Raw genomic sequence first — 22,891 nt, 5'->3', positions numbered from 1 at the left:
CCGAAGATCAGCTGCTTTCGCGCGTCACCAACTCGAAGCCCACGTCGACGGCGGGCACCTTCACCGTCTCGCCGCGCATCACCGCCAGCAGTAACTCCGCGGCACGTCGCCCCATCTCTTCGCGCGGGGTGCGGATCGTCGTCAGGCGCGGCACCATGTGGGCGGCGCCTTCCAGATCGTTGAAGCCGACGACGGCGACTCGCTGCGGCACCGGGATGCCGCGCCGCAAGGCCTCCAGCAACGCGCCCTGCGCCAGGTCGTCGTTGTTGAAGAAGATGCCATCCACGTCCGGATGGCGCTCGAGCAGACTCACGAGCAGTTCGCCGCCCAGCGCCATCGACGACGGCGCCGGGGTCAGGAGTTCCAGGGCGGGATCGTAGCACCCCGCCTCGATCAGGGCGCGGCGGAAGCCCTCGCCGCGCTGGAGCGTACGCGGATCGAGCTGGGCGGCGACGAAGGCGAGGCGACGGCGCCCGCGCTGGAGCAGATGGCGCGCGACCGTCGCCCCCGCCTCCGACTGGCTCAAGCCGACGCAATACACGCCCGGCGCCTGCGCCAGCTCCATCAGGTGCACACTCGGAATCTTGCTCGCCTCGATCAAGCGCCGCGCCGCCTCCGTGCGATCGAAGCCCGTGACGATCAGGCCGCTGGGACGGTGCGCGAGGTAGTTGCGGATCAGCCGCTCCTCTTCTTCCCGGTCATAGTGCGAGTTTCCGATCAGCACCTCGTAGCCGGCGGGCTGGAGGATGCGGTAGATCGCCTCGAGGACGTCGACGAAGACCGCGTTCGTCAGCGAGGGCACGAGCACGACCACCGTATCGCTGCGCGCCGAAGCCAGGGCACGGGCTGCCGGATTGGGGACGTAGCCGAGCGCCGCCGCAGCCGAACGCACGCGTTCCGCGAGTTCCGGATCGACCGTATCCACGCCACGCAGCGCGCGGGAAGCCGTGATCGGACTCACCTGCGCCTCCCTGGCCACATCGCTAAGGGTGGCCCGCCCGGTGGCGCGCGTTTTTCTTTCTGTCGTTTTCATGAGGGAGTTGCAATGGGCTCGCCGAGTCATTAGGATAGCGCTACCTTGATACCGGCTCAAGCAATACGGCCGGTACATATCCTGGAGAAACCGGGAACAAGGCACGAGGCGCAAAAAACCGGACGAAGCGCGATGCGCTTATTTTTTCACCGTCCAAAGATAGCGCTACCTTAGAACGAGAGGAGACACAGGATGCAATCCCTCCCCCACGCCCTGGTCGTGATGGGCGTCGCCGGCTGCGGCAAGACCAGCGTCGCAGAAGCCGTGGTCGCGCGCATCGGCGGCCGCCTGATCGAAGGCGACGCCTTCCACCCCGCAGCCAACATCGCGAAGATGCGTGCCGGCACCCCCCTCGACGACTCCGATCGCCATGGATGGCTGGAGCAACTCGGCACCGAACTGGCCGCCTGTGTCGCCGCCGGCGAACGCCCGGTACTCGCCTGCTCGGCCTTGAAGCGCCGCTACCGCGACCAGCTTCGCCGCGCCGTGCCCGGGCTCGGCTTCATCTTCCTCGAGCTGTCCCGCGCCGCCGCTGCCGATCGCGTCGCCCAGCGCACGGACCACTTCATGCCGGCCAGCCTCGTCGACAGCCAATTCGCCGACCTTGAGTCCCCGAGCGGCGAAGAGGGCGTCGTGACCATCGATGCCACATTGTCGGTGGCCGACATCGCTACCGCCGCCCTCCGCAACTGGTCCGATCCGTCCGCAGCCCCGAGCCGCTGATTTTTTCGCCGCCCTGAGATAGCGCTATCTCATTCACTATCTCAAGATGGCCGCAGTTCAAGCCACACGACACACTACAAATCTGGAGGAGAATTTCGTCATGTTGGGTCTATCGAACGAAGTCTTTCTGCTGCTGGACGCGCTCGTCGCGATCCTCGGCCTGATCGTCCTGATCACCCGCTTCAAGCTCCACCCCTTCGTCGCCCTCACGCTCGCAGCGGGCTTCCTCGGCCTCACGTCCGGCATGCCGGTAGAAAAGGTCGTCAAGTCCTACCAGGACGGCTTCGGCGGCGTGCTCGGCTTCGTCGGCATCGTGCTCGGCCTGGGCACGATGCTCGGCAAGATGATGGCCGAGTCGGGCGGCGCGGCGCAGATTGCGCGCACGCTCGTCGACCGCTTCGGCCGCGAGCGTGTGCACTGGGCGATGATGCTCGGCGCCTTCCTCGTCGGCATCCCGCTCTTCTTCGAGATCGGCTTTGTACTGCTGATCCCGCTCGTCTTCATCATCGCGCGCGCCACCGGCATCTCGCTGGTGAAGATCGGCATCCCGCTCCTCGCCGGCCTGTCGGTCGTGCACGGGCTCGTGCCGCCGCATCCGGGCCCGCTGCTCGCGATCGGCGTCTTCGGCGCCGACATCGGGAAGACCATCTTCTACGGCCTGCTTGTCGGCTTGCCGACGGCGATGATCGCCGGCCCGATCTTCGGCTCGCTGATCTCGAAGTACGTTCCCGGCACGCCCTCCGAGCAGCTCATGGCACAACTCGCCCACGAGCCTGAAGCGAAGAACCTGCCGAGCTTCGGTGTCACGCTCGTCACGATCCTGCTGCCGGTCGCGCTGATGCTGCTCAAGTCGTACGCCGACGTCGTCTTCGACGAAAAGAGCGTTGTCCGGATCTGGATGGACTTCCTCGGCAACCCGATCACGGCGCTCCTCGCCGCCTTGCTGCTATCGCTCTACACCTTCGGCACAGCGCGCGGCTTCGGCGGCAAGCAGATCATGAAGTTCCTCGACGAAAGCCTCGCACCGACCGCGGCCATCGTGCTGATCATCGGCGCCGGCGGCGGCTTCAAGCAGATGCTCGTCGCCTCGGGCGTCGGCAACGCGATCGGCCAGATGGCCGTCCAGGCCCAGCTCTCGCCCATCCTGCTCGCATGGCTCGTGGCGGCCGTGATCCGCATTGCCACCGGCTCGGCCACGGTCGCGACGATCACCGGCGCAGGCATCGTCGCCCCGGTCGCGACCCTCATCCCGGGCGTCAATCGCGAACTGCTGGTGCTCGCCACCGGCGCCGGCTCGCTGATCCTCTCTCATGTGAATGACGCAGGATTCTGGCTGGTGAAGCAGTACTTCAACATGACGGTCACCGAGACCTTCAAGACGTGGACCGCAATGGAGACCATCATCTCCGTCGTCGGCATCGTCCTGATCATGACGCTCGCCGCCTTCGTCTGATCAGCAGGAAGAAGCACGGATACGGGGGCTTCGTCGAAGCTCCCGCATCCAGCGGACACAGGCCGTGCAAGGCGGATTCCCGGCCCCATCCCTCCGGGCGGGTTAGCTGTTAATATATACAGCCACTGCTTCCGATCTGCGCTGCCGCATGATCCCCGACTTCCTCCAACCGGGCGGGCTCGCCTTCGTCGACATCGAGACGACGGGCGCAACCTCGTCACGCGATTCGATCACCGAGATCGGCATTGTCGAAGTCGATCAAGGCGGCGTACGCGAATGGTCGAGTCTGGTCCGGCCCGACAACCGCATTCCCCCATCCATCGAGCAGCTGACCGGCATCTCGAACGAGATGGTGGCCGACGCGCCGACCTTTGCGGAGCTGGCCGACACGCTGCTCGACCGGCTGCAGGACCGCGTCTTCGTCGCCCATAACGCGCGCTTCGACCACGGCTTCATCCGCGCGGCCTTTCGGCGCATCGGCATCGACTTCCGGCCCAAGGTCCTCTGCACCGTGCGGCTGTCGCGCCGGATGTACCCCGAAGAGCGTCACCACAACCTCGACGTCCTGATCGCCCGCCACGGCCTGCAGATCGATGCGCGGCATCGCGCACTGGCCGACGCACAGGCCATATGGCAGTTCTGGCAGCGCATGCAGCGCCAGTTCGGGGCGGACGCGATCGATCCGGTGCTGCGCGAGCTCCTCGGGCGTCCGGCGCTGCCTCCTCACCTGGACCCGGCATTCATCGAGGACATCCCGGACGATCCGGGCGTTTATCTCTTCTACGGCGACAACGACTTGCCGCTCTACATCGGCAAGAGCAAGCATCTGCGCGCGCGCGTGCTGTCGCACTTCAGCGCCGACCATCGCGACAGCCGACAGATGACATTGTCCCAGCAGGTACGGCGCATCGACTGGATCGTTACCGCGGGCGAAATCGGCGCGTTGCTGAAGGAAGCGGAGCTCATCAAGACGCTGCTGCCCACGATGAACCGCAAGCTGCGCCGCAACCGCGAACTCTGCAGCTGGCAGTTGCAGCCGCAAGCGGACGGCGGCTGGCGGCCGCAGCTTGTGTACGCCCGTGACCTCGACCTGGGGCGCCAGGAAAACCTCTTCGGCCTATTCCGCACGCGACGCGCGGCCCTGACGAGCCTCACGAAGATCGCAACGGCCGAGCAGCTTTGCCCGCCCCTGCTTGGCCTCGAAAAGTCTTCGCCTGGACGATGCTTCACGCATCAGCTGCGCCGCTGCCGCGGCGCCTGCAACGGCGGCGAGTCCCCCGCAATGCACGGCGCCCGGCTCATGCTCGCCTTGCGCGAACTGCACGTCGAACGCTGGCCCCACCCCGGCCCTGTCGGCATCCGCGAAGGCGACGCGATCCACGTCATCGACGCCTGGTGTTACCTCGGCACCGCAAGATCCGACGAAGATCTGTACGGCATCCTCGACGGCGGGCAACCGAGTTTCGAGCTCGACGTGTATCGCATCCTGACGAAGGCGATGCGACGCGCACGTATCGTGGACCTGTCCGGCATCACTGCAACATGCCGCTCGAGGGGCTGAGGTACGGCCGGATTGCTCCACTGCGCATTTCCGGCCATCCGAATGTACAAGAGCCTTGTAAGAGTCACCCCTGGTCATGCCAGTACTACGGGCAAGACATATTCCGGATACGGGATGGATGTGGAGTAGACACGAAAAACGCGCCTAAAGGCGCGTTTCTACAGGATATCTGGCGGAGAGAGCGGGATTCGAACCCGCGTCAGGGTATTACCCTGAACACGCTTTCCAGGCGTGCGACTTAAACCACTCATCCATCTCTCCGGGAAGCCGCGCATTGTAGCAGAACGCGCAAGAATCGGAAGCCCCGGCGACGCAGAATTGTAGGCAGCCTCAATTGTGCGGGGAACGCACCTCCGGCAGCAGGTTCGGGTCGTCTGCGGGCAGGCGCGGGTAGCGGACGTAGTCGACGAGGTTCTGTATTTCGGGCGGAGGCGGCGGAGTCAGCAAGCTGACCACGATGATCGTCAGGAAGCCCACCGGCACACCGAACAGGCCGCCCGAAATCGGGCTGATGCCGTACCAGGCCTGCTCCATCGAACCGCCGAAGAAGCTGTGCGTGCGGACCATGTAGACCAAGGTCACGGCGAGGCCGGCGATCATCCCGGTCACGGCGCCCGGGCGATTCGCGCGCTTCCAGAAGATGCCCAACACCAGCGCAGGGAAGAACGCCGCGGCCGCGATCGAGAACGCGAGGCCGACCATCAGCAGGATGTTGTCCGGGTGCATGGAGGCGACCCAGGCGGCGACAACCGCGACGACCAGCAGCTGCGACTTCGAGATCACGAGGCGGCGATGGGTGCTCGCGCCCGGATTGACGACCTTGAAATAGAAATCGTGTGACAGCGCATTTGAGATGGTCAGCAACAGGCCATCGGCCGTCGATAGCGCCGCAGCGAGCCCACCCGCCGCGACAAGGCCGGAGATGACGTACGGCAGTCCGGCGATCTCGGGCGTGACAAGCACGATCACGTCGGTATTCAGGCTGAGTTCGGCCAACTGCAGGATGCCGTCGCCATTGATGTCCTCGATCGACACCATCCCGACCTTGCCCCACGAAACCACCCAGTTCGGAAGCATCGCGATGCTCGACCCGATGAGGTTGTTGTACACCTCCCACTTGGCGAACACGGCATAGGCCGGGGCGGTGACGTAGAGGAAGAAGATGAAGAACAGCGACCAGAACACCGACTTCCGCGCCTCCACGACCCCCGGCGTGGTGTAGTAGCGCACGAGGATGTGCGGCAGCGCGGCCGTCCCGACCATCATCACGAAGACCAGCGCGAGGAAGTTGTTGCGCGCATTCTCGCGTTCCTGCGGCGTATCGCCTGGATGGGCCTCGGCGTGGCGCCGCAAGGGCTTGGCGCGTTCGAGCGCTTCGTCCCGCTCACGCTCCCAGACGACCTTCGCCTGCGGAGCGGTCTTGGGCAAGTCGCGCAACGCCCTTTCGGTATGTGCGATATCGCGTGCCGGCGCGTTTTCGAGCCGCAGCTGATTGAGCCGTTCGATCAGCGAGCGCCGCTCCTCTTCAAGCGACTGCGGCAGGTTCGCGACTTTCGCGGCGTAATCCTTTGCGCGGTTTCCGAACTGGCGGCGCACTTCGATTTCTTCCGGGTCCGCAATCAGCTCGTTCTCCTTCGCCGACAGCCGCTCCAGCACCTGCCCGTACATCACCGGCGCAATCGGCACGCCGGTGATCTTGTAGGACATGATCGTCACCGGCACGAGGTAGGCCGTCACGAGGATCACGTACTGGGCAACCTGGGTCCAGGTCACCGCACGCATGCCACCGAGGAAGGAGCACACGAGGATGCCCGCCAGCCCGACGAACAAGCCGATCTCGAACTCCACGCTGACGAAGCGGCTGGTGATCAGGCCGACGCCGTAGATCTGTGCGACGAGATACACGAAACTCGCGAGCACCGTCGCCATCAGGCCGACCACGCGTGCTGCGTTGCCCTGGTAGCGCGTACCGAGAAAATCGGGAATCGTGTACTGGCCGAACTTGCGCAGGTAGGGCGCGAGCAGCAAGGCCACAAGCACGAAGCCCCCCGTCCAGCCGGTGACGAAGGCGAGGCCTTCGAAACCGGCAAAGTAGAGCGTGCCCGCGAGGCCGATGTAGGACGCGGCGCTCATCCAGTCCGCCGCCGTCGCCATGCCGTTGAAGAAGGCAGGCACGCGACGGCCGGCGACGTAGTATTCCGAGACGTCGGAGGTGCGGCTCATGACGCCGATGCCGGCGTAGATGGCGATCGTCGCAAACAGGAAGATGTGGCCGATTGCCCCGGGCGAGAGTCCGAAGCGCTCACTCAAGGCGAGCGAGCCGACGAAGGCCAGGAAGCAGACTGTGTACCAGCTGTAGTAACGGCGCAGCCGGCGAGTGAAATTCGATTGGGAACTCATGTGCCACACGTCGCGGGGTTCAATACTTGACCCTCGCGTAGTAAGACTTCTCGGCCGCCTCACGTGCCTCGCGCAAGGTCCGAATGCCCTTCTCGGCGAGCAGCGGGATCATCTTCAGGAACACCTCGGCGGTGACGATCGCATCGCCGAGCGCCGTGTGGCGCCCGACGATCGGGATGTTCAGACGCTCGGCGATCGCTTCGAGACGGTGGGATTCCTGGTTCGGATGGATCACCGCCGACAGCAACAGCGTGTCGAGCACGGGCTGGTCGAAGCGCATCCCGGTTTCGGCCTCCTTGATCTGCAGAAAGCGCATGTCGAAAGCCGCGTTGTGGGCGATCAGTACCGTGTCCTGGACGAAGGCATGGAAGCTCGGAAGCACCTTCTCGATAGTCGGCTGGCCGGCGAGCATCGCATGCGTGATGCCGTGGATCTGCACCGACTCGGGCGCCATGTAGCGACAGGGGTCGACGAGCTGCTCAAAGGACTCCTGGCGCAGGAGTTTGCCGTTGACGATGCGCGTCGCGCCGATCTGGATGATCTCATCGCCATGGGACGGGTTGAGCCCCGTGGTCTCGGTATCGAAGACGGTGTAGGTCAGCTCGGTCAACCGCCGGTCTTCCAGGGCGCGCGACTTGTCGGACCATTTGAAGAGGTCGAAATCGTAGTACTCAGGCCGGCTTTCCACCTTCAGGAAGGCTGTCGGGTCGAGCTGCTCCTGGGGCGCGGCGGCGGGCAACAGGATGCGGAAGAAGGCGCGGTGGCGGACCTTCTCGCGCTCGAGCCACATCTCGCCGTCGTGGCGCTCGATCACGTCGCGCACGGTCAGCGGACTGTTCTCGTCCGCGAAGCGCATCGGCTCGAGCTCCCACGACATCACCGTCTCGGTGCTCATCGCCTGGCCCGACCAGATCAGGTCGAGATGCACGAGCCGCCCTGCTGCGCTCAGGCGAAAGCGCACCTCACGCACTTCAAATTCGTCCGACAGCCGGCTCGCAAGATAGGTCAGCGCCTGCATCAGCGAGAAGCTGTCGACCTTGACCCACAGCGACTCATCGACCTCCTCGAGCTTGGTCGGCAGCTTGACGACCTGCTCGATTCGACGCTGGGCGGCCGCGATCAGATCGGCGCCGAGCATCTCCTCCAGCGGCCAGCGTGCCTTCAGCGAGTCGGCGAATTCGTTCGCCGTCTCGTCGAGCCGCGTGCTCATCGCGCGCACTTCGTCGCGGATCACCGTCCGGAAGCGCTCGCGGAGTTCCTCCTGCAGATCCGGATACTCCAGCATTTCGGCCGCGGCGCGCACGTTGGCGAGCGCCGCGCGGTTGCCTTCGGTCAGCGTGTGCAACATCTGGTCGCGGCGCGATTCGTTCTCGAAATTCCGCGTGATGTTGTCGAGCATCAGGATGAAGCCGGTGATCGCACGTTCTTCGTCGCGCTCCCCCCCCACCTCCTGCACGGCCGACAGCACCGGTGCCATCTGCACGCGGAGCAGCTGGCCGGAACGGGTCGTCGTGACGAAATTCGCGACCGGCTGTACCGCGCTGCGTTTCAGGCGATGCTGGATGCCTTCCAGCGCGTGGGTGATCAGGTTGCGGTCGAGTACCGCGTAGATCGATCGGCCGAGCCCGATCAGCTCCCCGCCGCCGCCCACGGCCTGGGCATCGGACAAGGCGCGAAACTGCAGACGGGCACGGTTGTTGTAGAGCAGGATGCGGCCGTCGAGATTGCACACCACCACGCTCTGCGTCAGTTCGGACATCAGCGTCGCGAGGCGATTCTTCTCCTCTTCGAGGGACTGATTGGCCTGCGCGATCTGGGCCTCGACGTCCGTCATCAGGTCGTCGCGCTGCTGGGCGAGTGCATTCATCGCATGGGCCAGCGCCTGCACTTCGGGCGGCCCCTCGGGTTTGACGCGGAATTCGCGGTTCGCATCGAGCATCAGGCCGAGGTGCTCGGACATCCGCAGCAGCCCCTGGACATATTGCCGGAAGAGGTTCCGCAACACGGCAATGCCGATCGCGAAACCGATGATCGTCATCATCGCCCCGAGCGGCAGATGCGGGAGCACGGCATCGACCAGCACCGCACGCCCTTCGTCGCTGGTGCCCAGCCAGGCAAGGACCGCCGTTGTCACGAAAGGCCCTGTCATCAGCAGCGCGAGGATGCAAACCGCCAGAACGAACCGCGTTCGCGCCGTCATCAATCAGCGCTCCGCCAGCAAGCCGCGGACGCGCTCCACCAACTCCTTGGTCGAAAACGGTTTGGTCATGTAGGCATCGGCGCCCAGCGCAAGCCCCTTCGCCATCTCGGTGTCGCGCCCCTTTGCCGTGAGCATCAGGATGCGGACGCCCTGCAACTCAGGATCCGACTTGATCTCCTGGCACACCTCGAAGCCGCTCTTCTTCGGCATCATGACGTCCAGGAGCACCAGATCGGGCACCTCCGCCCGGATGCGCTGGACGGCCTCCTCGCCGTCGTTCGCGATGAGCACCTCGTATCCTTCGCGTTTCATCAGGAATTCGAGCGAAATGACGATGTTTTGCTCGTCGTCGGCGATCAGTATTTTTTTGGCCATCCTCTCCCTCTCCCTCACCCGCTATTCTATGTCATTGAGCCGCTTGCGCCTTCGCGGCTTTCTCTTGCGTCCAGCGGCAGGGTGAACGAGAAGGTCGCCCCCTGCCCCACGACGGACTCCACCCACAGCCGCCCGCCGAAATGCTCCACGATCTGGCGGCTGATTGGCAGCCCGAGCCCCGTGCCCTGCGGCCGCGACCGCTCGTCGCCGCCCTGTCGGAATTTCTCGAAGATCACCCCAAGCTGTTCGGGCGCGATGCCGGGACCGTTGTCTGCGACGTCGACGCGAACCTGATCCGCCTCGCGCGTCATCGTCACGCGAACTCGTCCGGTATCGGGAGGAACGAACTTCGCCGCGTTCGACAGCAAGTTCAGCATGACCTGCAGCAGCCGGTCGTGATCGCCCAGGATATGCAGCGGCGCCTCGGGGATCTTCCTTTCAACCGCGGCACGCCGATCACGGAACAACTGCATCGTCGTCTCGACGGCATGCGTCACCAGTTCGCACATGTCGATGTCGGTGTTGTGCCACTCCGCGTGGCCCGACTCGATCTTCGCCATGTCGAGCACCTGGTTCACCAACCGCGTCAGCCGCTCGGTCTCGGACACGATGATGCCGAGGAAACGCGTGCGGTCCGCGAGAGCGGTCCGCGGATCGTCGAGCAGCATCTCCGAGAAGGCACGGATCGAGGTGAGCGGCGTGCGCAACTCGTGCGTCACCGAGGACATGAAATCGTCCTTCAGACGATCGAGTTCCTTCAGCCGCTCATTCGCCGCGCGCAGCTTGTCCGTCGCGGCTTCCAGCGCGACCGACTTCTCCTCGAGCTGGTGCGAATACGCGCGCACTTGCGAAGCCTCGTCGAGGATGTTCATCACCTCATCCAGCCCGAGCGGCTCTTCCTGCACGACGGAGGACACCATCACGCGCGCCGATGCGCTGCCGATCGCGCCCGCCAGCTGGGTCTCGGCAAATTGAACGAGCGCGGCATCGGGGCGAAGCTGGTGGATGTCGCTCACGCCACGCTGGAGCGCATAGGCGTGAAACAGGCGCTTCGCACGATCCGGGCCGAGAAATCGTGCAACGAGCGGAAAGAGATCCTGGAACTGGGCACTGCCGCGCCAAAATGCGGCCGACCCGCGCTCGCCGCGCCGGAACACGTCGACGAACAAGGTCGCTTGCGTCGCCTCCTGCCCGGTCGGAACGCGAATGAGCGAGACGAGGACGTAGCAAGCGATATTCGCGCCGAGACTCCAGAACAGCGAGTGGCTGATGCTGTCGAGCCCGGACAGGCCGAACAGTTGTTCCGGGCGAAGGAAGGCCAGCCCGAAGGCGCCCTCGTCGAGGAACCGCCGGTCCAGCCAGCCCGACTTGGCGACCGACGGCAGCATCAGCGTGTAGGCCCACACGGCGAACCCAGCCGCGAGCCCTGCAAGCGCACCCTCGCGCGTGCCGCCGCGCCAGTACATTCCGCCGAGCATGGCCGGCGCGAACTGCGCGACCGCCGCAAAGCTGATCAGCCCGATGCTGACGAGCGCGTAGGCTTCGCCCGCGAGACGGAAATACAGGTAGCCGAGCAGCAGCACACCGAGGATCGCCCCGCGCCGGATGCCCAGCAACAGCCCGGTAAGGTCCGGGTGCTCGCTCCGACTGAAATGCGGATGACGCAAGAGCAAGGGCATCACGAGGTCGTTGCATACCATCGTCGAAACGGCGATGGTCTCGACGATGACCATGCCGGTCGCGGCGGACAGCCCGCCGACGAAGGCGAGCAAGGCAAGCGTGGGACTGCCGTGTGCGAGCGGCAAGGACAGCACGAAGGTATCGGGGTCCACTGCCCCGCGGCCGAAATACAGTAAGCCGCCCAAGGCGATCGGCAACACGAAGACGTTGATCAGCAGCATGTAGGCCGGAAACAGCCAGGTCGCGCGACGTAGGTGCTGTTCATTGACGTTCTCGACGACGGCGACCTGGAACTGGCGCGGCAGGAAGATCACCGACAGCATCGCTAGCAGCGTCAGCGCGAACCATCCGCCGTAACCCGCGCTGCTTGCCGACTTGAGGCTCAACAACGGCGCGAGATCGGGATCCGCGTAGGCGCGGGAGAAGATGTCGCCGAAGCCGTTGTAGATGCCATAGGTGACGAAGCCCCCGACGGCGAGGAAGGCGACCAGCTTGACGACCGACTCGAAGGCAATCGCGGCGACCATGCCTTCGTGGCGCTCTGCCGCATCCAGGTGCCGCGCACCGAACAGCACCGTGAACAACGCCAGCATCAGCGCGATGTAAAGGGTGCTGTCTTCCAGCCAGCTCTTGGCGACGATGGGCACATAGGCCGCATCGTGCTGCCCGGTGAGCACCGCGTAGCCGGTCGATATCGCCTTCAGCTGCAGTGCGATATAAGGCACCATGCCGACGACCGCGATGATCGTCACGAACCCGGCCAACAGTTGGCTCTTGCCGTAGCGGCTGGAGATGAAGTCCGCGATCGACGTAATGCGGTAGTTCTTCGCGATGCGGATCATCTTGAGCAGCACGAACCACGACAGCGTCATCGCCAGCGTCGGCCCGAGATAGATCGGCAGAAACCACACGCCCCCCGAGGACGCGCGGCCGACGCTGCCGAAATAGGTCCACGCGGTGCAATAGACGGCCATGGACAGCGAATAAGTCCATGGATTGGCAATGATCGAGCGTCCCTCTTCCGCGCGGCGATCGCCGAAATAGGCGACGGCGAAGAGCGCCAGAAGATATGCGAACGAGACCGGGACGACGACGCTGGCCGAGAGCATCCGCCTACCTCAGCGCGACCCGCGCTCCGCGATCCAGGCGACGATGGCGATCGTCAGCGCCCAGATGATGAACAGGCATACCCATAGCATCGGCATGCCGAAGAAAGGTTCGGCACGATCGAATAGCGACAGGACGGGATAGTTGAATAGCATGGCTGCCAGCGCAAATGCTGCCGCAAGCCGCTGACCGGCGAGACCGCTGCGCATCATGGACTCCTCATGATGACGATGGCTACCCGATTATAACGATGTGCGCATGCCGGCTACCCGTGCAGGCAGCCGGCACCCCGCTAAAAAAAAGGCGCGCTTACGCGCGCCTTCTCCTCCTCCCACTGCCGGCTCTCGCCGGCTTGCCTCAATTATTTTTGTCAGGGCCGGCCTCTTATGGACCGGTCACCTGTCATCAAAGGGTCAGCTCGCGGAATGCTTGAGCTGTTCCAGGATCGCCGGGTTCTCGAGGGTCGACGTATCCTGGGTGATCTCCTCACCCTTCGCCAGCTGACGCAGCAGCCGGCGCATGATCTTGCCCGAACGCGTCTTGGGCAGGTTTTCACCGAAGCGGATGTCCTTCGGCTTGGCGATCGGCCCGATTTCGTGGCCGACCCAGTTCTGCAGTTCCTTGATCACCGCCTTGGCGTCCTCGCCGGTCGGGCGGTTGCCCTTCAGCACGACGAAGGCAACGATCGCTTCACCGGTCAGGTCGTCCGGACGGCCCACGACTGCGGCCTCGGCAACCTTCTCGTGCGCCACGAGCGCCGACTCGATTTCCATCGTGCCCATGCGGTGGCCCGAGACGTTCAGCACGTCGTCGATACGGCCGGTGATCGTGAAGTAGCCGGTATCCTTGTCGCGGATCGCGCCGTCGCCGGCGAGATACAGCTTACCCTTGAAGTCGTCCGGATAGTACGACTTCTTGAAGCGGTCCGGGTCACCCCAGATCGTACGGATCATTGACGGCCACGGACGCTTGACGACGAGGATGCCACCCTGGCCGTTCGGCACTTCAGTGCCGGTCTCATCGACGACCGCGCACTGGATGCCCGGGAAGGGCAGCGTGCAGGAGCCCGGCACCAGCGGCGTCGCGCCCGGCAGCGGGGTGATCATGTGACCGCCGGTTTCGGTCTGCCAGAAGGTATCGACGATCGGGCAACGGCTGCCACCGACGTTCTCGTAGTACCACTCCCACGCGGCCGGGTTGATCGGCTCGCCGACCGAACCGAGGATGCGCAGGCTGGAGAGGTCGTACTTGGTCGGATGCACCGTCGGGTTGTTGTCCGCAGCCTTGATCAGCGAGCGGATCGCGGTCGGCGCAGTGTAGAAGACGCTGACCTTGTGGTCCTGGATCATCTTCCAGAAACGGCCGGCATCCGGGTAGGTCGGCACACCTTCGAACACGATCTCGGTCGTGCCGCAGGCGAGCGGGCCGTAGGTGATGTAGGTGTGACCCGTGACCCAGCCGATGTCGGCCGTGCACCAGAAGACGTCATTCGGCTTGATGTCGAACGTGTACTTCATGGTCAGGATCGCGTGCAGCAGGTAGCCGCCCGTCGAGTGCTGGACGCCCTTCGGCTTGCCGGTGGAACCCGAGGTGTAAAGCAGGAACAGGGGATGCTCGGCATCGACCCATTCCGGTTCGCAGGTGTCGGCCTGCTTGGCGGAGACTTCGTGGAACCAGACGTCGCGGCCTTCGACCATCGAGCAGGCGCCGCCGGTGCGCTGGACGACGAAGACGTTCTTGATGCTTTCGCAACCGCCCATCGCGATGGCTTCATCGGCGATCGGCTTCAGCGGCAGCGCCTTGCCGCCACGGAACTGGCCGTCGGAGGTGATCAGGGCCACGGCGCCGGCGTCGTTGATGCGGTCACGCAGGGCCTGAGCGGAGAAACCGCCGAACACGATCGAGTGGGTCGCTCCGATACGGGCACAAGCCTGCATCGCGACCACGCCTTCGATCGACATCGGCAGATAGATGACGACGCGGTCGCCCTTCTTGACGCCCTTGTCACGCAGCGCGTTGGCGAACTTGCAGACGCGTGAGAGCAGGTCCTTGTAGGTGACGCGGGTGATTTCGCCGTTGTCGGCTTCGAAGATGATCGCGACCTTGTCGCCCAGGCCGTTATTGACGTTGCGGTCGAGGCAGTTGTACGAGACGTTCAGCTGGCCGTCGGCGAACCACTTGAAGAACGGAGCGTTGCTTTCGTCGAGCACCTGGGTGAAGGGCTTCTTCCACTCGACCAGCTCGCGAGCCTGGCGCGCCCAGTAGCCTTCGTAGTCCTCTTCAGCTTCCTTGCACAGCGCGCGGTAGGCGTCCATGCCGGACACGGCTGCGTTCTTGACGATCTCTTCCGACGGGTAGTACAGGCGGGGCTGCTGCTCATTCGACATGCTTTCCTCTCCTCAACTGATCAATTTGGTTGAAGCTGCCCCGGTGCGGGGCGACCGGTGGGTCCCGGCCTGCGTCTTCTCACGACGTTGTCAATCGTCGCGGGTTGGTCGGCATTTAAGAACAGGTATCTTACACAGGACTTACATCTCTCCGTAGAACCACGTTACCCGACTCGGTGCTGCACTGCCGCGAGGACTGGTAAAATCCATTTTCTCACCACCACGGGCCCCAGGCCATTCTCGGAGACGCACCATGACCGTGATTCGCGAAGAAGACCTCATTCAGTCCATCGCGGATGCATTTCAGTACATCAGCTATTATCACCCGCTGGACTACATCAAGGCCCTTGGTGAAGCCTGGAAGCGTGAAGAAAGTCCGGCGGCGAAAGACGCGATCGCGCAGATCCTGACGAATTCCCGGATGTGCGCCGAAGGCCATCGTCCGATCTGCCAGGATACCGGGATTGCAGTCGTCTTCCTCAAAGTGGGCATGAACGTGCGCTGGGACTCGAAGATGAGTGTCCAGGAGATGGTCAACGAAGGCGTGCGCCGCGCGTACAACAACGTCGACAACAAGCTGCGCGCCTCGGTCCTGCTCGACCCGGCCGGCAAGCGCCAGAACAGCAAGGACAACACTCCGGCGGTGGTGCATTACGAGATCGTTCCGGGCGACCACGTGGAAATCACCTGTGCGGCAAAGGGTGGCGGCTCGGAGAACAAGTCGAAGTTCTACGCGCTGAACCCGTCCGACTCGATCGTGGATTGGGTGCTGAAGACGCTGCCGACGATGGGCGCGGGCTGGTGTCCGCCGGGCATCCTCGGCATCGGCATCGGCGGCACGCCGGAGAAGGCGATGCTGCTGGCGAAGGAATCGCTGATGGCGCCCGTGGACATCCACGAACTGAAGGAAAAGGCCGCCTCGGGCGCCGCGCTTTCGCGCGTCGAAGAGCTGCGCCTCGAACTCTTTGAGAAGGTCAATGCGCTGGGCATCGGCGCGCAAGGCCTCGGCGGCCTGACGACGGTGCTCGACGTCAAGATTCTCGACTACCCGACGCATGCCGCGAGCCTGCCGGTTGCGATGATTCCGAACTGTGCGGCGACCCGTCACGTGCACTTCGAACTCGACGGCTCGGGCCCGGCGAAGCTCGAAGCGCCGAAGCTGGAAGATTGGCCGGACGTGACCTGGCAAGCCGATACGAAGGTCGCCACGCGCGTGAACCTCGACACGCTGACGAAGGAAGAAGTGGCGTCGTGGAAGCCGGGCCAGGTGCTGCTGCTGAACGGCAAGATGCTGACCGGCCGCGATGCCGCGCACAAGCGCATCCAGGACATGCTGGCGAAGGGCGAGAAGCTGCCGGTCGACTTCACGAACCGCGTGATCTACTACGTCGGTCCGGTCGATCCGGTGCGCGATGAAATCGTCGGCCCCGCCGGCCCGACCACCGCGACGCGCATGGACAAGTTCACGCGCATGATGCTCGAACAGACCGGCCTGATCTCGATGGTCGGCAAGGCCGAGCGCGGCCCCACGGCAATCGACGCGATCCGCGACAACAAGTCGGCCTACCTGATGGCGGTCGGCGGCGCGGCCTACCTCGTCGCGAAGGCGATCAAGAGCGCGAAGGTCGTCGGCTTTGCCGATCTCGGCATGGAAGCGATCTACGAGTTCGACGTGCAGGACATGCCCGTGACCGTCGCCGTCGATTCGAACGGCACCAGCGTGCACAACACCGGCCCGAAGGAGTGGCAGGTCAAGATTGGCAAGATCCCGCTCGCGACCGCCTGATCTGCGGCAACACAGGCAGCGAAAGAGCCCGGCCCTTCTGGTCGGGCTTTTTTTCGCCCCAAGGCATGCATGGTAAATTTTCCCACGCAATCCTAGAATGAAGGGACATTCCTTCGCTCGCTCGCCTTACGCATGCCCTCCCCCACCACCTCGCCCGCTTCGCTACTGCACGCCCTGCGACGCGTAATGCGGCCCTTGGTGCGGCTGATGTTAAGGAAAGGCGTGACCTACCCGTACTTCGCGGACATGCTGAAGGCCATCTTCGTCGAAGTGGCGGACGGCGAGTTCCGCCTCGACAAGGCCCCTCCCAGCGACAGCCGCGTCAGCCTGCTGACCGGCGTGCATCGCAAGGACGTGAAACGCCTCCGGGGGCAGTTGGAGACGGAGTCCGAGCAACTGCCGGAGGCGATCTCGATGGGTGCGCACCTCGTCAGCACCTGGTTGAACACCCCGCCCTTTTGCGCCGCCCCCGGGCAAGCGCTGCCGCTGCCGCGCCTGGCGAGCATCGGCGGCGATCGTTCCTTCGACGGGCTCGTGCGGTCCGTGAGCACCGACATCCGGGCACGCGTGGTGCTCGACGAGTGGCTGCGCCTCGGCGTGGTGGAGATCGACGAGGCGGATCTCGTGCATCTGAGTACGAATGCCTTCGTCCCGCAGCAGGGCTTCGACGAGAAGGTGGCCTACTTCGGGCACAATGTCCATGACCACGCCTGCGCCGCCGTGCATAACCTGACGACCGAGGGTTCGCCCCTCTTCGAGCGCAGCGTGCATTACGACGCGCTCTCTCCGGCAAGCATTCAGCAGTTGCGCAGTGCGGTTTCAACCGATGGCATGCAAGCGCTCGTCGCTTTCAATGCCCTGGCGGCAAGCCTGGAGACGCGCGATGCCGAGAGCGCAGAGCCACGGCAACGTATGACAATCGGGCTTTACTTCTATACTGAACCCAGCGCTGCTGCGCAGCCCGCCGACACGCCCGGGGACGCCAAACCGTGACCAAGCCTTCCGTCCTGCTCCGCCAGATCGTCTTCGCCGCGGGCCTGCTGTCGGCAGTCGCCCCCGCGGTGTACGCGGCACCGGTGTGCATCGATCCAGGCGGCATCGGCGGCACGGGCGCCCCTGAGCATGAAGGCGGCATCGGTGGTACCGGCAGCCCGGCACATGAGGGTGGAGCGGGAGGAACCGGCGCGCCCGCGGCGCAGGCGCAAATCACGACATCCGAGTCGGGCATTGGCGGGACGGGCGCACCGGTCGCGCGAGCACCCGGAGGGCTGGGCGGGACGGGATCTCCGACTGACGGCATCGGAGGAACCGGCATTGTCGGCACGATAACGGGCTTCGCATCGATCTGCGTCAATGGTCTCGAAGTCCACTACGGCGAGTCCGTACCTCTGACCGAAAACGGCATGGCGGCCGCGACGAGCCGGCTGGCGGTGGGCCAGGTGGTTTCGATCGAAACCGCGACCTCGGATCGCGGGCTCGAAGCCCGCAGCATCTCGATCCTGAATGCCTTCGAAGGTCCGGTGACGGATACCGGGACGGCTGGGGCATCGCTTCGGGTGATGGGGCGTCCGGTCCGCATAGCGCCGGGCGCACATGTCGACGCCGGTTTGCGGCCGGGGGACCCGGTGCGGGTCAGCGGCCTGCGGAATGCGGTCGGCGATGTCGTCGCCACGCGCATCGAACGTGCACCCGCCGCGCAGGAAGCCAGTGCGGTCGGCTTCGCGGACCGGCCGGATTCGCTGCAAGGTCTTCCGCTCGCAGGCAAGCCCTTGACGGCCGGTACCGAGTTCCTGGTGCGTGGCCAATGGGCCTCCGGGCGGCTGGAGGTGGCGCGGGTCGTCGAGGATCCGGCGATCCCGTTTGCCGGACGCGTGCGGGAGGCGGTGGTCGAGGGACTGGTGGCCCGGCGCGACGACCGGGGGGTGCGCGCAGGCGGTTTCACCATCGCGCTCGATCCGCGGACGACCTTCGCAGGCGGAGGCGAAGCGGACCTGACGGCCGACCGGCGCATCCGCGTTCATGGCGTCTTCAGCGATCGCCGCGAAATCCGCGCGAACCGCGTCGAATTCGTCCGCGATTTCAGCTCGGATGGCGAATCGCGGCACCGCGGACAGCCGGGGGCGTCCCGCAAGCAGGGCGAAAGTGACGACCGCGCCGAGGACGAAAGTCACGGCGGCTCCGGCAGGACACGCGTCGAGAGCGACGACGGGCGCTTACGCATTGAAACAGAGGACGGCGACAGCCGCGAGCGAATCGAGCGGACAATGTCGGGCTCCGGGGAGATCGAACGGGAAAAGGTCGAGCGGCAGGTCGAGAACGCCGATGGTGAAGTGGTACGCCGCGAGCGCATCGAAATCAAGAACAGCGGCGATCGCACCGAAATTCGCGAGCGGATCGAAGTCTTCGATGGCGGCAAGCGCGTCGAGCGGATCGAGACGATCCAGCGCATCGAACGCCCGACGACCGGCGAGCGGCCGGAGCGCATCGACCGCACCGACAAAGTGGAACGTCCCGAGCGATCAGGCAAATCCGGCCGCGACTAACTAAGTAGCGACCGGACCAGCAATCCGGCAACAACCACTTAGACAGGGAGCTTTGCATGACACGTACCCGCACCGTCCTGGCCGCCCTGCTGGCCACGCTGACCCTGCCCGCCGCGGCAGGCGATCTGACTTTCACGACCGGACTGGATTATTCGAACGGCAAATACGGCACTAACAAGAACAGCGAGACCTGGTATGTGCCGATCGTCGCGAAGTACGAGACGGGGCCGGTGACGCTGAAGATGACGGTGCCCTATCTGCACATCACGAACGCCGTGGTCGGCCCGGATGGCGAGCCCGTGGCGGGCAGCGGCTGCGGTGGCACCGAGAGCGGAATGGGCGATATCACGGCGAGCGCGGGCTATACGCTGCTCGACGGCACGCAGAACGGCTTGCTCGTCGAGGCCATCGGCAAGGTCAAGATGCCGACGGCCGAAAACAGCTGTCTCGGCAACAACAAGACCGATTACGCGGTGCAGTTCGACGTCGCAAAGGCCTTCGGCGCGACCACCGGCTTTGCGACGCTGGGCTGGAAGAACATGGGCAACTCGAACCTCGACGATCCCTTCTACGCAACCCTCGGCGTGTCCTACAAGCTCTCGCCGACGACCTCGCTCGGCCTCGCCTACGACTGGCGCGACCGCTTGTCGTCCGATCGCGACCCGATCAGCGAGATGACGGTCTTTTCGAGCCACAAGCTGACCGACGTATGGAAGCTTCAGATCTACGCCGTGAAGGGGTTCAGCGACAGCAGTCCGGAGTGGGGCGGCGGAGTGATGGTCAGCCGCAAGTACTGACGCTTCTTCCCTCAAGGAAGTCACCACGGGGCCACCGAGAGATCATCTCCCGGTGGCCCCGTCGCTTTTCTTGCCTGCACTCTTGTGCACATCAAATTTTCGAAATTGATTCAAATCATGGTGGCGCGGGCTCCCCAAATTGAGAATGCGTCGCACAACGGGTTCCTTTCAATCAAGTAGCTGCACTCCAAACAGTGAGGGATAAACATGAGCGGTACCTTTACCAAGGCGATGGCTCGCAACATATTTTATGGCGGGGCGACATTCTTCTTCCTGCTCCTGGTGGCCTTGTCATTCGACACCATGAGCGGCCTGCCCAAATCCGACAACCGCGCCAACCTGACCGAGGCGGTCGCACGCGGCAAGCATGTATGGGAGACGAACGACTGTATCGGCTGCCACACGATTCTTGGCGAAGGGGCTTACTTCGCACCGGAGCTCGGCAACGTCTACACCCGCCGCGGGCCTGACTTCATCAAGGCCTGGATCAAATCGCAGCCCACGGGCGCACCGGGACGCCGACAGATGCCGCAATTCAATCTGACCGAACAGCAACTCGACGATCTGGTGGCGTTCCTGAAGTACACCTCCGAGATCAATACCCAGAAATGGCCTCCCAACATCGAGGGTTGAGCGCAATCGACAACATCAAGGGGATATAAAACTATGAAATATTCTTCGCAATCGGTCGCGCTGCCGTACTTCATAGCGGCGATCGGACTCTTCGTCGGGCAGATCGTGTTCGGCCTGGTGATGGGCCTGCAGTACGTGGTCGGCGACTTCCTGTTCCCGGCCATTCCGTTCAACGTTGCACGGATGGTGCACACCAACCTGCTGATCGTGTGGCTGCTGTTCGGCTTCATGGGCTCGGCCTACTATCTGATTCCCGAAGAAACGGAAACGGAGCTCTACAGCCCGAAGCTGGCGATGCTGATGTTCTGGATCTTCCTCGTGGCAGGCGCGGCGACGATCCTCGGCTACCTCTTCGTGCCGTACGCGACGCTCGCCGAGATGACCGGGAACAACATACTCGCCACCATGGGCCGGGAGTTCCTCGAGCAGCCGCTGATAACGAAGATCGGCATCGTGATCGTCGCGCTGGCCTTCCTCTTCAACATCAGCATGACGATGCTGAAGGGCCGCAAGACCGTGATCAGCATTGTCATGCTGCTCGGCCTGTGGGGTCTGGCCGTCTTCTTCCTGTTCTCGTTCTACAACCCGGCCAACCTGGTGAAGGACAAGTTCTACTGGTGGTGGGTGGTGCACCTCTGGGTGGAAGGCGTCTGGGAACTGATCATGGCTGCAATGCTGGCCTTCGTGCTGATCAAGGTGACCGGGGTCGACCGTGAAGTCATCGAGAAGTGGTTGTACGTGATCATCACGCTGGCGCTCGTCACCGGCCTGATCGGCACCGGCCACCACTACTTCTGGATCGGCACGCCGTCGTACTGGCAGTGGCTGGGTTCGATCTTCTCGGCACTCGAACCGATCCCGTTCTTCGCGATGACCGTCTTCGCGTTCAACATGGTGAACCGCCGCCGCCGCGAGCATCCGAACAAGGCTGCCGTGCTGTGGGCCCTGGGTACCGGCGTGATGGCCTTCCTCGGCGCAGGCGTGTGGGGCTTCCTGCATACCCTGGCTCCGGTGAACTACTACACGCACGGTTCGCAGATCACCGCCGCTCACGGTCACATGGCCTTCTACGGCGCCTACGTGCTGGTCGTGCTGACGATGATCAGCTACACCATGCCGCTGCTCCGTGGCCGTGCCGCGAACGACCAGCGTGCTCAGGTCTGCGAGATGTGGGGCTTCTGGCTGATGACGATCTCGATGGTCTTCATCACGCTGTTCCTCACCGCCGCCGGCATCCTGCAAGTGTGGCTGCAGCGCGTGTCCGCCACCCCGCTGCCCTTCATGCAGGTGCAGGACCAGGTGTCGCTGTTCTACTGGATGCGTCTGTGGGCCGGCCTGGTCTTCGCAGCCGGTCTGGTGACCTACCTGGCGAGCTTCTTCATCAAGGGTGAGAGCAAGCCGATGATCACGGCCTGATCGGTCTCCATGCCCCGCTCGGTCTGAGCGGGACATCCTTCGGGGCGGCAGTTGCCGCCCCTTTTTATTGGCTGGGTGAAATTCCCCATTTCCGCCGCACCTATCTGGTGCGAATTAACCAGAATCAAGGTTCGGGCAGGGCGGGCTTCGTAGACTGGCCCACATGGATACCTATACCGAAGCCCTGATGCCCCCCCTCTCCGTCCAGGCCAAAACGCCGGCCGATGCAGGACGTCGCCTGCCGGGCGACCTCGCGATCTGGTTCTTCATCCTCGCGGAACTGCTGGCGTTCGGCGCCTTCTTCATCGCCTACGCCTTCACCCGCGCGCACAACGTCGAATTGTTCAATGCCCAGCAACTCGGCCTCGATCGCACCTCGGGCGCCGTCAACACGGTGTTGCTGCTGACCTCGAGCTTCCTTGTCGTACGCGCGGTGCAACTCGCAGAAGCCGGTCAAAGCCGACTGGCGGCGCGCTGGGTCGCCGGCGCGTTCGCGTGCGGCATGGGCTTCGTGGTCGTGAAGTCCTTCGAATACGCCGCGAAATTCGCGGCCGGCGTGAGCCTGTCGTCGAGCACCTTCGACATGTTCTACCTGGTGCTGACCTTCTTCCATTTCATGCACGTGATCCTCGGCCTGGTGATCCTCACCGCGCTGTGGAACGGTGCACGCCAAGGCCGTTACGGGCCCGACAACATGAACGGCATCGAGACCGGCGCCGCCTACTGGCACATGGTCGATCTGGTCTGGCTGATCCTGTTCCCGCTGATTTATGTGATGCGCTGAGAGGTCAAAGACG

At 64.1% G+C, this 22,891-nt stretch carries 17 protein-coding genes and 1 tRNA gene; 10 read left to right on the top strand and 8 right to left on the bottom strand.

What is annotated here, in order from left to right; genetic code table 11:
• Window positions 1–7: 7 nt before the first annotated feature.
• Window positions 8–1,033 (bottom strand): LacI family DNA-binding transcriptional regulator, encoded by a 1,026-nt coding sequence (locus tag AZKH_RS08520; protein WP_041656026.1) that lies wholly within the window; start codon window positions 1,031–1,033, stop codon window positions 8–10.
• Between the two features lie 192 nt (window positions 1,034–1,225).
• On the opposite strand from AZKH_RS08520, the gene AZKH_RS08515 reads away from it, so the two are divergent.
• The 3 genes from AZKH_RS08515 (at window position 1,226) to AZKH_RS08505 (ending at window position 4,770) form a co-directional block, all read left to right on the top strand.
• On the top strand, window positions 1,226–1,756 hold the full coding sequence (locus AZKH_RS08515; RefSeq protein ID WP_015435346.1) for a gluconokinase: 531 nt from the start codon (window positions 1,226–1,228) through the stop codon (window positions 1,754–1,756).
• Between the two features lie 100 nt (window positions 1,757–1,856).
• Window positions 1,857–3,209 (top strand): GntP family permease, encoded by a 1,353-nt coding sequence (locus AZKH_RS08510; RefSeq protein ID WP_015435345.1) that lies wholly within the window; start codon window positions 1,857–1,859, stop codon window positions 3,207–3,209.
• A 148-nt stretch (window positions 3,210–3,357) separates the two neighbouring features.
• Complete coding sequence (locus AZKH_RS08505) at window positions 3,358–4,770, top strand: 3'-5' exonuclease family protein (protein ID WP_015435344.1); 1,413 nt, start codon at window positions 3,358–3,360, stop codon at window positions 4,768–4,770.
• 170 nt (window positions 4,771–4,940) lie between these two features.
• Here the strand turns inward: AZKH_RS08505 and AZKH_RS08500 are convergent.
• From AZKH_RS08500 to acs, 7 genes are all read right to left on the bottom strand, one after another.
• A tRNA-Ser gene (locus AZKH_RS08500) sits at window positions 4,941–5,031 on the bottom strand.
• 69 nt (window positions 5,032–5,100) lie between these two features.
• Window positions 5,101–7,170 (bottom strand): sodium:solute symporter family protein, encoded by a 2,070-nt coding sequence (locus AZKH_RS08495; RefSeq protein ID WP_041656025.1) that lies wholly within the window; start codon window positions 7,168–7,170, stop codon window positions 5,101–5,103.
• 19 nt (window positions 7,171–7,189) lie between these two features.
• Window positions 7,190–9,370: an exonuclease domain-containing protein gene (locus tag AZKH_RS08490; RefSeq protein WP_015435342.1), complete on the bottom strand. Its 2,181-nt coding sequence runs from the start codon at window positions 9,368–9,370 to the stop codon at window positions 7,190–7,192.
• A 3-nt stretch (window positions 9,371–9,373) separates the two neighbouring features.
• Window positions 9,374–9,745: a response regulator transcription factor gene (locus AZKH_RS08485; protein ID WP_015435341.1), complete on the bottom strand. Its 372-nt coding sequence runs from the start codon at window positions 9,743–9,745 to the stop codon at window positions 9,374–9,376.
• 26 nt (window positions 9,746–9,771) lie between these two features.
• Window positions 9,772–12,534: a sensor histidine kinase gene (locus tag AZKH_RS08480; protein ID WP_015435340.1), complete on the bottom strand. Its 2,763-nt coding sequence runs from the start codon at window positions 12,532–12,534 to the stop codon at window positions 9,772–9,774.
• A gap of 9 nt (window positions 12,535–12,543) precedes the next feature.
• Entirely contained in the window at window positions 12,544–12,741 is a 198-nt protein-coding gene (locus AZKH_RS08475; protein ID WP_172642486.1) for a hypothetical protein, read from the bottom strand.
• A 204-nt stretch (window positions 12,742–12,945) separates the two neighbouring features.
• Window positions 12,946–14,919, bottom strand: a complete 1,974-nt coding sequence (gene acs, locus AZKH_RS08470) for an acetate--CoA ligase (RefSeq protein ID WP_015435338.1) — start codon at window positions 14,917–14,919, stop codon at window positions 12,946–12,948.
• A gap of 253 nt (window positions 14,920–15,172) precedes the next feature.
• On the opposite strand from acs, the gene AZKH_RS08465 reads away from it, so the two are divergent.
• The 7 genes from AZKH_RS08465 (at window position 15,173) to AZKH_RS08435 (ending at window position 22,878) form a co-directional block, all read left to right on the top strand.
• Window positions 15,173–16,705 carry a fumarate hydratase gene (locus tag AZKH_RS08465; protein WP_015435337.1) on the top strand — a complete coding sequence of 511 codons (1,533 nt, stop codon included), beginning with the start codon at window positions 15,173–15,175 and terminating at the stop codon, window positions 16,703–16,705.
• A 132-nt stretch (window positions 16,706–16,837) separates the two neighbouring features.
• Entirely contained in the window at window positions 16,838–17,698 is an 861-nt protein-coding gene (locus AZKH_RS08460) for a DUF6502 family protein (RefSeq protein WP_041656024.1), read from the top strand.
• On the top strand, window positions 17,695–19,248 hold the full coding sequence (locus AZKH_RS08455) for a DUF5666 domain-containing protein (protein ID WP_015435335.1): 1,554 nt from the start codon (window positions 17,695–17,697) through the stop codon (window positions 19,246–19,248). The genes AZKH_RS08460 and AZKH_RS08455 overlap by 4 nt, the downstream gene beginning before the upstream one ends.
• Window positions 19,249–19,304: 56 nt before the next feature.
• Window positions 19,305–20,045 (top strand): hypothetical protein, encoded by a 741-nt coding sequence (locus AZKH_RS08450; protein WP_015435334.1) that lies wholly within the window; start codon window positions 19,305–19,307, stop codon window positions 20,043–20,045.
• Window positions 20,046–20,252: 207 nt separating this feature from the next.
• Window positions 20,253–20,678: a cytochrome c gene (locus tag AZKH_RS08445; RefSeq protein WP_015435333.1), complete on the top strand. Its 426-nt coding sequence runs from the start codon at window positions 20,253–20,255 to the stop codon at window positions 20,676–20,678.
• A gap of 33 nt (window positions 20,679–20,711) precedes the next feature.
• The gene (locus AZKH_RS08440) at window positions 20,712–22,094 is read left to right on the top strand and encodes a cbb3-type cytochrome c oxidase subunit I (RefSeq protein ID WP_015435332.1); all 1,383 of its coding nucleotides are present in this window, start codon (window positions 20,712–20,714) and stop codon (window positions 22,092–22,094) included.
• A 163-nt stretch (window positions 22,095–22,257) separates the two neighbouring features.
• Window positions 22,258–22,878, top strand: coding sequence for a cytochrome c oxidase subunit 3 family protein (locus AZKH_RS08435; RefSeq protein ID WP_015435331.1), 621 nt, complete (start codon window positions 22,258–22,260; stop codon window positions 22,876–22,878).
• Window positions 22,879–22,891: the final 13 nt, after the last annotated feature.

Source organism: Azoarcus sp. KH32C (genome assembly GCF_000349945.1).
Lineage (GTDB): Bacteria > Pseudomonadota > Gammaproteobacteria > Burkholderiales > Rhodocyclaceae > Aromatoleum.
This window is presented reverse-complemented; position numbering and strand designations above follow the sequence as displayed.